The sequence below is a fragment of the Arthrobacter sp. zg-Y895 genome, from assembly GCF_020731025.1.
GTDB lineage: Bacteria > Actinomycetota > Actinomycetes > Actinomycetales > Micrococcaceae > Arthrobacter_B.
On the sequence record NZ_JAJFZY010000004.1, the window covers coordinates 702,992 to 716,629 of the forward strand.

Sequence of the window (13,638 nt, forward strand, 5' to 3'; positions counted from 1 at the left end):
AGCGGGACACCTTCCAACCGGCGTCCGCCGGGAGGAAAATGAGGACACCAGCGGGCTCCCCGGCTGCACTTCGACATATACATGGCCACGTACGGCGGGCAGGCCACGCACCCCCGGGGGAATTATCAAAGGAGATTGACATGAGCTTCTGGGAATCCATATGGAGCATCGTTGTGGCGTTCTTTTTCGTGGCCTATCTAATCCTGCTGTTCCAGATCCTGGCGGACCTTTTCCGGGACCGGGAACTTGGCGGTTTCGCCAAGGCGGCCTGGATTTTCTTTCTGTTCGTCGCCCCCTTTGTTACGGCGCTGGTGTACATCATCGCCCGGGGCGGAGGTATGGCTGAGCGGAGTGAGACCCGGGCCCGGGAGGAGGCGGAGGCAACCGACAGCTATGTACGGCGGGTCGCCGGAACAGCTTCCCCCGCCCAGCAGATTGAGTCCGCGCGCAGCCTCCTTGCCGACGGGAGCATCACCGAGTCCGAGTTTGACCGGCTGAAGTCCATGGCGCTTTCCGCCTGACCCCGGCCTCGTGAAAAATCTGCTGATGACCTGCCTGCTGCAGATACTTGCGGCAAGCGCAGCCCTTCTGCTGAGTATGTGGTGGGTGCCCGGGTTCCGCGTCCAGTGGCCCGGATTCGTCACGACGGTACTGGTGGTGGTGCTCGCCCAGGCCGTTATGACACCGCTGACCAACTGGGCGGCAAAGCGCTACGCGCCTGCTTTCCTCGGCGGGACGGGGCTCGTTGCTGCCCTGTTGGCATTGGTTATAGCCGGTGCTATCCCGGCGGGAGTCAGCAACACCGGGATTGGCAACTGGATCCTTTCGGCTCTCATCCTCTGGGTCGCATCAGCGGCCGGATCAGCGGTTGCCCAGGTTTTGGCCTCACGTCGCGGGGGCTCCCCGGGCCAGGCGGCCGGACGCGCATAGCCCTGCTCCCCCGTGTCACCTGTTCCGTTACTGCCCGGTGCGCCGGAATCCCGGCCGGACCACGGGTTTGTCGAACGCCGGTATGTGGGTAGGGTCGATTCGGAACCGGCGTGATCCACGCCATAGCGGATCAGTCCACGGCTGTCCGTCGATGTCCTTGCGGCCTATGTTACTCACGAGTAACATCGACTCGGACGTTGTTCCGTTTCATATCTCAAAGAGGAGTAAGTACGTGAGCCCACAAAGCCGATCACGGCAGATCAGGGACGTAGTTTTCGTTGACGGAGTGCGGACCCCGTTCGGCAAAGCAGGCGAAAAAGGCATCTACGCCGGCATGCGGGCTGACGACCTGGTGGTCAAGTGCATCCGCGAACTGATGCGCCGCAATCCCTCCCTTCCTCCGGAACGCATTGACGAGGTTGCCATTGCAGCCACCACCCAGTCCGGCGATCAGGGCATGACCATCGGGCGCACCGCCGCGCTGCTGGCCGGCCTGCCGCGCACTGTCCCGGGCTTCGCCATTGACCGCATGTGCGCCGGCGCCATGACGGCCGTGACCACCACCGCGTCCGGCATCGGCTTCGGCGCCTACGACGTCGTCATCGCCGGCGGCGTGGAGCACATGGGCAACCACCCGATGGGCAAGGACGCTGATCCGAACCCCCGCTTCATGACCGAGCGGCTGGTGGACCCGGCCGCCCTGAACATGGGCAACACCGCGGAAAACCTGCATGACCGCTTCCCCCACATCACCAAGGACCGCACCGACGCGTACGCCGCCGCCAGCCAGGAGAAGCTGGCCAAGGCCTACGCCGATAACGCCATTCAGCCGGACCTGGTCCCCGTCGCCACGAAGAAGCCCGGCTCCGGCTGGACGCTGAACACCGTGGACGAACCGCCGCGGCCGGGCACCACCGTTGAAGACCTCGCCCAGCTGCGGACCCCCTTCCGCGCCCACGGCCGGGTCACCGCCGGCAACGCCGCCGGCCTGAACGACGGCGCCACCACCGCCCTGCTGGCCTCCGCCGAAGCGGCCGAGGAACTTGGGTTGGGCGTCAAAATGCGCCTGGTCGGCTACGCCTTCGCCGGCGTCGAGCCCGAGGTCATGGGCTACGGCCCGGTCCCCGCCACCGAAAAGGTGCTGGAGCAGACCGGCCTGTCCATCGAGGACATCGGCCTGTTTGAGATCAACGAGGCCTTCGCCATCCAGGTCCTGGCCTTCCTGGACCACTTCGGCATCGCCGACGACGATCCCCGCGTGAACCGCTACGGCGGCGCCATCGCCGTCGGCCACCCGCTGGCCTCCTCTGGCGTCCGTCTGATGAACCAGCTGGCCCGCCAGTTCGAGGAAGACCCGAGCGTGCGTTACGGCATGACGACCATGTGCATCGGCCTGGGCATGGGCGCCACCGTGATCTGGGAAAACCCGAACCACCCCGACTACAACACCGATTCCACGGAGGCCACGAAGTAATGTCTGCTCCTGACTACCAGCGCCTCGCGGGACTCTTCCCCACCGAGGTCATCACCCACTCGTACGTCTCCGACATCCAGCTGCCGGGCAACCAGGGCACCTTCGCCCTGATCACCCTGGACAACGACGTCGACCACTCACGTCCCACCACGCTCGGCCCGAACACGCTCCTGGAGCTGGGCGAAAAGCTCGACGAGCTCAAGGCCCGTGCGGACAAGGGCGAGATTGTCGGCGTCGGCGTCACCGGCAAGCCGTTCTACCTCGTCGCCGGCGCCGACCTTTCCGCCGTGAAGTCCATCTCCGAATACGAAGACGGCGCCGCGATGGCCCACCTGGGCCACGATGTCTACGCCAAGCTCGGCAACCTGGGCGTGCCCAGCTTCGCCTTCATCAACGGCGTTGCCCTCGGCGGCGGCCTGGAGATCGCCCTGCAGTCGGATTACCGCACGGTCTCCACCGGTGCCGGCGCACTGTCGCTGCCGGAGGCCTTCATCGGCCTGGTTCCGGGCTGGGGCGGCGTGTACCTGCTGCCGCGCCTGATCGGACCCGAGAACGCCGTGAAGGTGATGATCGAGAACCCGCTCAGCAACAACCGCACCCTCTCCGGGGCTGCCGCTTACAAGCTGGGCATCGCCGATGCCCTGTTCGAGCCGGCGGACTTCCTGGAGCAGTCCCTGGCCTGGGCCTCCCGCGTGATCAGCGGCGAAGAGCAGGTTTCCCGGCCCAACGCCGTCGAACCCGCCGACGCCGGCGAAGCCTGGGACGCCGCCGTCGCCAAGGGACGTGCGTTTGTGGAGGCCAAGACCTCCAACGCGGCCCCCGCCCCGGCCCTGGTCCTGGACCTGCTTGAAGCCGGCAAGACCTGGACCCGCGAGGAATCCCGGGAGGCCGAGTGCAATGCCTTGGCCGAGCTCATGCAGACCCCGCAGTTCCGCTCCACGGTCTACGCCTTCCTGGACCTGGTCCAGAAGCGCGGCAAGCGCCCCGCCGGCGCGCCGGACAAGAAGCTGGCCCGCCCGGTCACCAAGGTGGGCGTGGTCGGCGCCGGCCTGATGGCCAGCCAGCTCGCCCTGCTCTTCGCCCGGCAGCTCAAGGTGCCCGTGGTGATGACGGACATCGACCAGGCGCGCGTGGACAAGGGCGTGGGCTACGTGCACGCCGAGGTGGACAAGCTCCTGGCCAAGAAGCGCATCTCCCCCGACGCCGCCAACCGCACCAAGGGCCTGGTCACCGGTTCGGTCTCGAAGGAGGCGTTCTCGGACGCCGACTTCGTCATCGAGGCCGTCTTCGAGGAACTCTCCGTGAAGAAGCAGGTGTTCGCCGAGGTGGAGGCCGTGGTCTCCCCCGAATGCATCCTGGCTACCAACACCTCCTCGCTCTCCGTGACGGAAATGGCCGCGGACCTGCAGCACCCGGAGCGGGTAGTGGGCTTCCACTTCTTCAACCCGGTCGCCGTTATGCCGCTGCTGGAAATCGTGCGCGCTCCCAAGACCGACGACGCCGTGCTGGCCACCGCCTTTGTCCTCGCCAAGCAGTTGAAGAAGACCGCCGTGCTGGTCAAGGATGCCGCCGCCTTCGTGGTGAACCGCATCCTGGGCCGCATGTTCGGCGAGATCACCATGGTCTTTGACGAGGGAACCGACGCCGCCACCGCAGACAATGCGCTGCGTCCGATGGGCCTGCCGATGTCTCCGTTCACCCTGCTCGCCCTCGTGGGCCTGCCGGTGGGACAGCATGTGCAGGAATCACTGCACTCGGCCTTCGGTGAGCGCTTCTGGCTCTCGAAGAACTCGCAGAAGCTCATCGACGCCGGCATCAAGTCCCTGTGGCAGAAGGACGAGGACGGCAAGGCCTACATCCCCGAGGAAACCCTGGCGATGCTGGACTTCGGCACCACGCCTTCCACCTCCGAGGAAGTCCTGCGCCGCACGCAGGATGCCCTGGCCGAGGAAATCGGGCTCATGCTCGAAGAGGGCGTTGTGGCAGCTCCGGAAGACATCGACCTGTGCATGATCCTCGGTGCCGGCTGGCCAATGCACCTGGGCGGCATCACGCCGTACCTGGACCGCGTCGGGGCTTCCGAGCGCGTGAACGGCAAGAAGTTCCATGGGGCGGCTGTGGCTGCTTAGTCTGTAGCCCAAGGTATCGCCCGCGCCGGGCGGACCGGAACGGCGGCAACGAAAATCCCTGCTCGCAGAGCTCGCAAGGATTATTAAAGCCGCCTAACCCGGTCCGTCCGGCGCTTTTGCGTTCCTGTCCCGGTACATTTCATTCGGGTCTGGTCAGCGGGCAGCTGCCGCGCTAGCCTCCCTGCATGAGTCAGGGCCCAGCATGGCCGCAGACGCGTACAAAGCGAATGGTCGTGTTCATGCTCAGTGCTTGCGTCTCGTTGTGGCTGGTTCTTCTCCTACCGTTCGACGAGCCGTGGAATTGGCTATTGATAGGTCTTTTCCTGGTACTGGGCGCTGCTTTCATCAGGCTGCTGGCAAGCTTCGTCCTACATCAGCGTGAGGGTTACCGGCAGGAACGCCGGGAAGAGACCGGCGGCTAGCGATCCCGCGAATCCGCAAAGTCAGCTCAGGATTTAGGAGAACAACCATGTCTTTCCAGGCCTACCTCGACGCCGTTGAAGAAAAAACAGGATTAACGCCCCGCCAGTTTATGGATATCGCCGCAACGAAAGGGTTCAGCGGCGGGAAGGTCAAGGCCGGGGAGATCCTCGAATGGCTCAAGACCGACTATGGAATCGGACGCGGACACGGGATGGCACTCGTCCACGTCATTAAGAACGGCGCCTCCATAGATCAGAAACATGTCGGCACCACGGGAACGCACCGGGACAACTCCGACACCCTCTGGCTCGACGGCAAAGCAACCAAGCCGGAATGAACCCATCACCCCACCGGCCCACTCAGGATTGCGTCCCAACAGAGCGGCAAATCTTCGCTCGTATGTTTGACTATTGCGCGTGAGCACACGCATGAACGCCGGGACGTTACTGACGGTCGGTGTTATCTGCCTGATGCTGACGGGTTTTTCTACAGTCGCGGCGTTCGGTTATGAATTCGAAATGGATCCCGATCACAGCGCCTGCTTCTACCGCCACCAGGTGCCGAGGCGCCAATGGGTATTGGCAGTTTCTCTGGTACCCCCGGCTACCGCGGCCACAGCAGCCGTGCTCGCCCTGGTCCTCCGCCCCTGGCAACAGGAACGGCTCGCCCCGTCCCTGGTACTCCTTGCGGCAGCAGCGCTGGCCCTCTGGATTACCTGGTCCATCGGCATAGACGCCATCGAACAGTCCCAGCGGCTTTCGGGTACCTCCCCTGCGCCTCGGTTTTGCCCGGAGGAGCTGGTGGGTCCGGGTTAGGCGGCTTTAATAATCCCGGCGAGCTGAAGCGAGCAAGGGATTTTCGTTGCCGCCGTTCCGGACCCACCGGACCCTCCAAGGTGACGAGCGGAACCTAGAACAAAGCAACCTTCGGCGTCCGCGGGAAGATCCGGTCCAGCTCTTCCAGGTCCTTCTCGGACGGGACCCAGGAAACGGCGTCGGCATTCTGCTGCACCTGCTCCACCTTGGTGGCACCGGCAATCACTGAGGCCACGGACGGCTGTGCGGCAAGCCAGGAGAAGGCCACCTGGACCTCGGTAAGGCCGCGCTCGGCCGCGAACCGGCCAAACTCGCCAAGCTGCTCGAAGTCCGCGTTCTCGAGGAGGTTGGTCCGGGAGTGCGTCAGCCGGCTGCCTTCGGGAGCCTTGCCGCTGCTGTACTTGCCCGTGAGGAGGCCGTTGGCCAGCGGGAAGTAGGGCAGCACGCCCAGTCCGTAGGCTTCGGCGGCCGGAGTGACCTCCAGCTCGGCCCGGCGGTCCAGCAGGTTGTAATGGTTCTGCGAGGAAATGAACGGCGTGAAGCCGCCCATCCGGGCCACAAACTCCGCTTCGGCAATCTGCCAGCCCGCTCGGTTGGAGTGTCCGATGTACCGGACCTTGCCGCTGGTCACCAGATCATCCAGGGCCGCGAGGGTCTCCTCGATGGGAGTCAGCGGGTCCGGCGTGTGGAACTGGTAGAGGTCAATCCAGTCCGTGTTCAGGCGGCGCAGGGAAGCCTCCGCAGCCTTGACGATGTAGCGGCGGGATCCCCGGGCACCGAAGTCTGCGCCGTTGACGCCCTTCATATCCATGCCGAATTTGGTGGCTACCACCACGTCGTCGCGGCGGTTGCCCAGCGCCTTGCCCAGCATTTCCTCGCTGAGCCCCGGGGTACGCCCGTAGGCATCCGCAACGTCGAACAGGGTGATGCCGGCGTCGACGGCGGCGTTGACGACGGCGTCGGTGCCCTCCTGCGATTCGGTGGGCGTCCCCGGACGGCCCAGGTTGTTGCAGCCCAGTCCGACCGTGGAGACGGTCAGGCCGGAATTTCCGAGTCTGTTGTAAGAAGTCATGGAAGCTACGCTACCCCCGTGAACCGCTCTCCTTGTGCGGACCCTTGAATCGCTGCGGTTTGGGGGAAACCCTGCGGTTTGTCCGGATCCCTGCTCCGCGCGGCGCGGGAACCCCGGACAAACCGTAGGGAAACGGACAGAATGCAGGGATTCGGGCTCCAGCCGGAATTCACGGCAACCGAATCGCTGCGGTTTGGGAAAAACCCTACGGTTTGGGAAATCCCTGCCGCTGCGCAGCGGAGGCTTTTCCCAAACCGGCAGCAAAGTCCCGGACCGGCAGCAGAATGCGCTAGCCCAGGAAGGTGTCCAGGCTGTTGTTGGGACCCGGGGCCTTATCCGTTTCCAGGATGTACTGGATGGGAATGGCTCCGGTGGGAAGCAGTCCGGTGTAGACCTGCTCGCTGCGCCGGCGCTCGGCCTCGATGCCCTCTTCCTGGACGGCGGCGGAAAACGCCTGAACTGCCAGCGGCTCGGTCCCCTGCTGCTCGCTCCAGATAATGTACATGCCGTACAGGTCGGCTACCGGTGTTGTTTCGTCATCCAGATCGCCCACAGTGCATTCAGCGAGAAAGCGTGGGACGTCCGAGGGCATGCGGTGTTCCATACATTCGACCCTATCCCCTGCGGGCCTCGTCGGGCACTCCCATGCGGTGATCACTTACGGGTTTGCTGCAGGTAATCCTCGAACCCCACTGGGGCAATACCGGTGAGCTGTTCGATGTCCGGGCTGGCCGGCGCCAGCTGGCCCTCAGCAATAGCCCGGTAGCTGCTGGTCCACGCCTCCGCCTGCCATCGGGCGGCCCCTGCCTTCATTCGGGAGGCCATGGCCTCGTCGTAGGTTTCCGCCTGGTAGCTCACGGGGCTTCCGGTGACCCGGGCCAGGATGCCGGCAACATCCTCCATGCTCAGCTCATCAGGACCGGTCAGGGTGTAGGTGCGGTTCCGGTGCTGCCCCGGCGACAGCAGGATCTTCACGGCGGTGCGGGCAATGTCCCTCCGCGCCACCGGGGCGAAACGCCCTTCTCCCGCCGGGCCGCGGATGACGCCGTCGGGGTGGACAAAGGTGGGAAGTACGTCCTGGTAGAGGCAGTCGCGCAGGAACGTGTGCTCCAGGCCCTGCCGGGACGCGATGTACTCCTCGGTGGCGGCATGGTCACGGGCCAGCGTGAAGACGGCGTCGGGCGCCGCACCCATGAAGGACGTGTACACGATGTGCTCCACGCCGGCGTCGACGGCCGCGTCCACAAAGGTGCAGTGATCCTCCACCCGGTGCGGGCTTTCAGCGGCCGACACCATAAACAGGGTGTGCACGCCGCGCAGGGCACTTACCGCCTGTGGCCTATCCATGTAGGAGGCCGCGAAGACGGGGGTATCCGGCAGCTCGGGCAGGCGGGCGGTGCGCCGCGCAAGCAGCCGCTGCCGGACACCTGCTTCTGCGAGCAACCGGGCAACCGCTCCGCCCAAGGCACCGGTGGCTCCCGTAACGGCAAGGGCAGGAACGTTATCCGCCATGGCTTACACCCCTTCAGAGTGGTCCGGCCACGCCGGACCCTGCGCGGCTACTGGATCTTCGGTACCTGCCCCGTCGGCATTTCGGAGCCCGGCAGCGGCCGGGCAAACGGCACCTTCGTGCCAAGGACCTGGGCGACGACGTCGTTGGCAATCTGCCGGGCGGTCAGCCCGACCCGCTCCAGCACCTCGCTGCGGCTGCCGTGGTCCAGGAACTCGGCCGGCAGTCCAACCTCGTTCAACGCGGTGTCCACGCCCGCGGCCCGCATTTCCTGCCGGATCCGCGAGCCCACGCCGCCGGCCCGGACGCCGTCTTCGATCACGATGACAATCCGGTGGTCGGCCGCAATGCGGATGATGGACTGCGGCACGGGCAGCACCCAGCGCGGATCCACGACGGTGGAACTGATGCCCTGCGCGCCGAGCCTCTCGGCGACGTCGAGGGCCATGCCCGCCATGGCGCCCACGCTGACAATCAAAACGTCATTGGAGCTGTCTTCGGTGGGGCGCCGGGCCAGGATGTCCACACCGTCGGAGGTCCGCTCCACGGCGTCGATGTCGCTTCCCACGGTGCCCTTGGAGAAGCGCACCACGCTGGGGGCGTTGGAGATGGCCACGGCTTCGCGCAGCTCCTCCTTCAGCCGGGTGGCGTCGCGCGGCGCGGCCAGGTGCAGCCCGGGGACGATCTGCAGCATGGACATGTCCCACATGCCGTGGTGGCTGGCGCCGTCCGGCCCGGTGACGCCGGCCCGGTCCAGGACGATGGTCACCCCGGCCTTGTGCAGGGCGACGTCCATCAGCAGCTGGTCGAAGGCACGGTTCAGGAAGGTGGCGTACAGCGCCACCACCGGGTGCAGTCCGCCGAAGGCCATGCCTGCGGCGGACGTGAGGGCGTGCTGTTCGGCGATGCCGACGTCGAACACCCGGTCCGGATGCCGCTCGGCAAACCGGTGCAGGCCGACCGGGATGAGCATGGCACCGGTGATCCCCACGATGTCCGCACGTTCGTCGGCGATCTCCGCGATCTCGGTGGCGAAAACGGACGTCCAGGATTCCTTGCCGCCCGGTTCCACGGGGGCGCCTGTTTCCGGGTCGATGATCCCGACGGCGTGGAACTGGTCTGCTTCGTGCGCGCGCGCCGGAGCGTAGCCGCGTCCCTTCTCGGTCATGGCGTGCACAATGACGGGGCCGGCGTAGTTTTTCGCTTTGTAGAGGGCGCGTTCGACGGCGTCGAGGTCGTGGCCGTCGATCGGTCCCACATATTTCATGCCGAGGTCCTCGAAGAGGCCCTGGGGGGACCACCAGTCCTTGATTCCCTTCTTCGCGGCGTGCAGGCTGCGGTAGGCGAACCGACCCGCAGGGCCGCCCTGCTGCAGGCGCTTCCGCGACCAGTCCAGGGTGTTTTCGTAGGCGTGATGGGTGCGGACGGCGTCGATGGTCGGACGCAGGGACGCCAGGTAGTCGGCAAGGCCGCCGATGGTCGGGGCGTAGGAGCGGCCGTTGTCGTTGACCACAATCACCACGCGGCGGCGCTGGTCCGCGGCAATGTTGTTGAGGGCCTCCCAGGCCATGCCGCCGGTAAGCGCGCCGTCGCCCACCATGACCACGGTGTAGCGATCGCCTTCGCCGCTGAGCTGCCGGGCACGGGAGATGCCGTCCGCCCAGGACAGGGAGGAGGAGGCATGGGAGCTTTCCACGATGTCGTGGACCGACTCGGCACGCGACGGATAGCCGGACATGCCGCCCTGCTGGCGCAGCGTGGCGAAGTCCTGGCGCCCGGTGAGGATCTTATGCACGTAGGACTGGTGCCCGGTGTCAAAGACAATGCTGTCCCGCGGCGAATCAAAGACCCGGTGGATGCCCATGGTCAGTTCCACCACGCCCAGGTTCGGCCCGAGGTGCCCGCCGGTCTGCGCGACGTTAGTGATCAGGAATGATCGGATCTCCTCAGCAAGCCGCTTCAGCTGTGTCAGCGAAAGCCTGCCGAGGTCCCGAGGATCCCGGATTGTTTCCAGAAGTCCCAACAGGGGTGCCTCCCTTGAGTCGTATCGGCGGCACTGCACACCGTCGCAATGGATTAACTCTAACGCGCGGCGTGCGCTCCGCGGTTCCTACCCAACGCTTCAGGGCCCCGTTTCCCTCCACCGCCCTTTGGACGGATCGGGGAAACGGGGCCCTGAACGTGGTGCGTTTACTGCTACTTAGCGGAGATCTGGCGCAGTACGTACTGCAGGATGCCGCCGTTGCGGTAGTAGTCGGCTTCACCCGGAGTGTCGATGCGGAGAACCGCGTCGAACGTGATGGCTTCGCCGTTTTCGGGGGTGGCCGTGACCTTTACGGTCTTGGGCGTGGTCCCGTTGTTCAGTTCGGTGACACCTTCAACCGAGAAGGTTTCCGTACCGGTCAGGCCCAGGGACTCGGCATTGACGCCGGCCGGGTACTGCAGGGGAAGGACGCCCATGCCGATGAGGTTGGAGCGGTGGATACGCTCGTAGCTCTCGGCAACTACGGCCTTGACGCCGAGCAGTGCGGTGCCCTTGGCGGCCCAGTCACGCGAGGAACCGGATCCGTATTCCTTGCCGGCCAGGACTACCAGCGGGGTGCCGGCGGCCTGGTAGTTCATCGCGGCATCGTAAACGGCAGCCTGCGGTGCATCGGCCTGGCTGAAGTCACGGGTGAAACCGCCTTCAACGCCGTCGAGCAGCTGGTTCTTGATGCGGATGTTGGCGAAGGTGCCGCGGATCATGACTTCGTGGTTGCCACGGCGCGAGCCGTAGGAGTTGAAGTCCTTGCGGGCCACACCGTGTTCCAGCAGGTACTTGCCTGCCGGGGTGTCGGACTTGAAGGAACCGGCCGGGGAGATGTGGTCGGTGGTGACCGAATCGCCCAGCTTCAGCAGCACGCGTGCGCCTTCAATGTTGGAGACGGGCTCCGGCTCGGCCTTCATGCCCTCGAAGTACGGGGGCTTCCGGACGTACGTGGACTCCATGTCCCACTCGAAGGTTGCACCTTCGGGGGTGGGCAGGGACTTCCAGCGGTCGTCGCCTTCGAAGATGGTGTCGTAGCTGTCGCTGAACATCTTCTTGTCGATGGAGGCATCGATGATCTGCTGGACCTCGACCGGGTTCGGCCAGATGTCCTTCAGGAAGATGTCGTTGCCAGCTTCGTCCTGGCCCAGCGGGTCATTCTCGAAGTCGAAGTCCATGGTGCCGGCCAGGGCGTAGGCGACTACCAGCGGCGGGGAGGCCAGGTAGTTCATCTTCACGTCCGGGTTGATGCGGCCTTCGAAGTTGCGGTTGCCGGAAAGTACGGCGGTGACTGCAAGGTCGGCTTCGTTGATCGCATCGGAGATCTCCTCTTCGAGGGGACCGGAGTTGCCGATGCAGGTGGCGCAGCCGTAACCCACCACGAAGAAGCCGAGCTTCTCGAGGTACGGGATCAGGCCGGACTTCTCGTAGTAGTCCGTAACAACCTTGGAGCCCGGAGCGACGGAGGTCTTGACCCACGGCTTGGACGCCAGGCCCTTGTCCACCGCGTTGCGGGCCAGCACGGCGGCAGCCATCATCACGGAGGGGTTGGACGTGTTGGTGCAGGAGGTGATCGAGGCGATCGTTACCGCACCGTGGTCCAGCTCGAAGCTGCGGCCGTCGGCCATGGTGACCGGGACGGAGTTGGTGGCGCGGTGGGCGGGAGCATCCGCCTCGGCAACCAGGTCGTGGTCATGGTCTTCAACCGTGGTGGCGTTGGCGTTGAACGAGGGGGCGTCGGAGGCCGGGAAGGTCTCTTCCAGCGTCTCGTCGACGGTGCCGTTCTCGGCCTCTACGGTCTCGTGGACGTAGTTCTTGAGGTCGTTGCGGAACTGCGTCTTGGCGTTGGTCAGTTCCACGCGGTCCTGCGGACGCTTCGGGCCGGCGATGGAGGAAACCACGGTGGACAGGTCCAGTTCCAGGTACTCGGAGTACTTGATTTCCTTGGACGGGTCGTGCCAGAGGCCCTGTTCCTTGGCGTAGGCCTCAACGAGGTCTACGTTCTCCTCGGACCGGCCGGTGAGGCGCAGGTATTCCAGCGTCACGTCGTCGATCGGGAAGATCGCCGCAGTGGAACCGAACTCGGGGCTCATGTTGCCGATGGTGGCGCGGTTGGCGAGGGGAACAGCGCCGACGCCTTCACCGTAGAACTCGACGAACTTGCCGACCACACCGTGCTTGCGCAGCATTTCGGTGATCGTCAGGACGACGTCGGTGGCCGTTGCTCCGGCGGGGATCTCACCGGTCAGCTTGAAGCCGACGACGCGCGGGATCAGCATGGAGACGGGCTGGCCGAGCATTGCTGCTTCGGCCTCAATGCCGCCAACGCCCCAGCCGAGCACGCCCAGGCCGTTGACCATGGTGGTGTGGGAGTCGGTGCCGACGCAGGTGTCCGGGTAGGCACGCAGGACGCCGTCGACTTCGCGGGTCATGACGGTGCGGGCCAGGTACTCGATGTTGACCTGGTGCACGATGCCCATTCCCGGGGGAACAACCTTGAAGTCATCGAATGCCGTCTGGCCCCAGCGGAGGAACTGGTACCGCTCGCCGTTGCGCTGGTATTCGATCTCCATGTTGCGCTCGAGGGCGCCGGAGTTGCCGAAGGCATCGATCTGCACGGAGTGGTCGATGACCATTTCGGCAGGTGCCAGCGGGTTCACGCGCTTGGGGTCCCCGCCGAGAGCGGCAACGGCCTCGCGCATGGTAGCCAGGTCAACGATGCAGGGTACGCCGGTGAAGTCCTGCATGATCACCCGGGCAGGGGTGAACTGGATTTCGGTGCTGGGCTCTGCGTCTGCGTCCCACTGCGCCAGGGCACGTACGTGGTCTGCCGTGATGTTTGCACCGTCTTCGGTGCGGAGCAGGTTCTCCAGCAGGACCTTGAGGCTGAACGGAAGGCTCTGGGCGCCTTCGACGGAATTCAGCCGGAAAATTTCATACTCGGAACCTTTGACGTCTAAGACGCCCTTGGATCCGAAGCTGTCCACATTAGTCATAACAGGACTCCTCTCGCCACCTTGTTATCTTTGTCCAGGTCACAACTGCCCGCCAGTTAGGTTTCCCTAAAAAGTCGGGCAAAGGGGGCGGCTTGGAAACCGGTGGTTCATTTCCTGCCGACACAGGCCCCCTGCCTGGGCAACGACTCCTCCGAAAAACCGAAACTTCCGGAGAACTCCCCCATAAAAGGCGCAGTACTGGACAACTGCTTCCCATCCTAGCCTTTACAGGGGCGCCCGGAGGAGATATGGGCCACGACGCG

11 protein-coding genes are annotated in these 13,638 nt (G+C 65.0%); 6 read left to right on the forward strand and 5 right to left on the reverse strand.

From position 1 onward, the window contains the following. Window positions 1-140 precede the first annotated feature (140 nt). The 6 genes from LJ760_RS10105 (at window position 141) to LJ760_RS10130 (ending at window position 5,771) form a co-directional block, all read left to right on the forward strand. On the forward strand, window positions 141-521 hold the full coding sequence (locus LJ760_RS10105; protein ID WP_227922396.1) for a PLDc N-terminal domain-containing protein: 381 nt from the start codon (window positions 141-143) through the stop codon (window positions 519-521). A gap of 25 nt (window positions 522-546) precedes the next feature. Further along, window positions 547-930: a phage holin family protein gene (locus tag LJ760_RS10110; protein WP_227922399.1), complete on the forward strand. Its 384-nt coding sequence runs from the start codon at window positions 547-549 to the stop codon at window positions 928-930. Between the two features lie 232 nt (window positions 931-1,162). After that, window positions 1,163-2,404, forward strand: coding sequence for a thiolase family protein (locus LJ760_RS10115; RefSeq protein ID WP_227922401.1), 1,242 nt, complete (start codon window positions 1,163-1,165; stop codon window positions 2,402-2,404). Further along, a complete protein-coding gene (locus LJ760_RS10120; protein ID WP_227922403.1) occupies window positions 2,404-4,533 on the forward strand; it encodes a 3-hydroxyacyl-CoA dehydrogenase NAD-binding domain-containing protein in 2,130 nt (709 codons plus the stop codon). The genes LJ760_RS10115 and LJ760_RS10120 overlap by 1 nt, the downstream gene beginning before the upstream one ends. Window positions 4,534-5,002: 469 nt before the next feature. Then, entirely contained in the window at window positions 5,003-5,293 is a 291-nt protein-coding gene (locus tag LJ760_RS10125; protein WP_227922405.1) for a DUF4287 domain-containing protein, read from the forward strand. 79 nt (window positions 5,294-5,372) lie between these two features. Next, window positions 5,373-5,771, forward strand: coding sequence for a hypothetical protein (locus tag LJ760_RS10130; protein ID WP_227922407.1), 399 nt, complete (start codon window positions 5,373-5,375; stop codon window positions 5,769-5,771). Between the two features lie 94 nt (window positions 5,772-5,865). Here LJ760_RS10130 and LJ760_RS10135 read toward each other — a convergent pair whose 3' ends face one another. From LJ760_RS10135 to LJ760_RS10155, 5 genes are all read right to left on the reverse strand, one after another. Beyond that, complete coding sequence (locus LJ760_RS10135; protein WP_227922411.1) at window positions 5,866-6,843, reverse strand: aldo/keto reductase; 978 nt, start codon at window positions 6,841-6,843, stop codon at window positions 5,866-5,868. A gap of 289 nt (window positions 6,844-7,132) precedes the next feature. Beyond that, window positions 7,133-7,435 carry a hypothetical protein gene (locus tag LJ760_RS10140; protein WP_227922413.1) on the reverse strand — a complete coding sequence of 101 codons (303 nt, stop codon included), beginning with the start codon at window positions 7,433-7,435 and terminating at the stop codon, window positions 7,133-7,135. 62 nt (window positions 7,436-7,497) lie between these two features. After that, entirely contained in the window at window positions 7,498-8,355 is an 858-nt protein-coding gene (locus LJ760_RS10145; protein WP_227922415.1) for an SDR family oxidoreductase, read from the reverse strand. A 47-nt stretch (window positions 8,356-8,402) separates the two neighbouring features. Continuing rightward, window positions 8,403-10,376: a 1-deoxy-D-xylulose-5-phosphate synthase gene (gene dxs / locus LJ760_RS10150; RefSeq protein WP_227922417.1), complete on the reverse strand. Its 1,974-nt coding sequence runs from the start codon at window positions 10,374-10,376 to the stop codon at window positions 8,403-8,405. Window positions 10,377-10,549: 173 nt separating this feature from the next. Continuing rightward, window positions 10,550-13,375 (reverse strand): aconitate hydratase, encoded by a 2,826-nt coding sequence (locus LJ760_RS10155; RefSeq protein WP_227922419.1) that lies wholly within the window; start codon window positions 13,373-13,375, stop codon window positions 10,550-10,552. Window positions 13,376-13,638 lie beyond the last annotated feature (263 nt).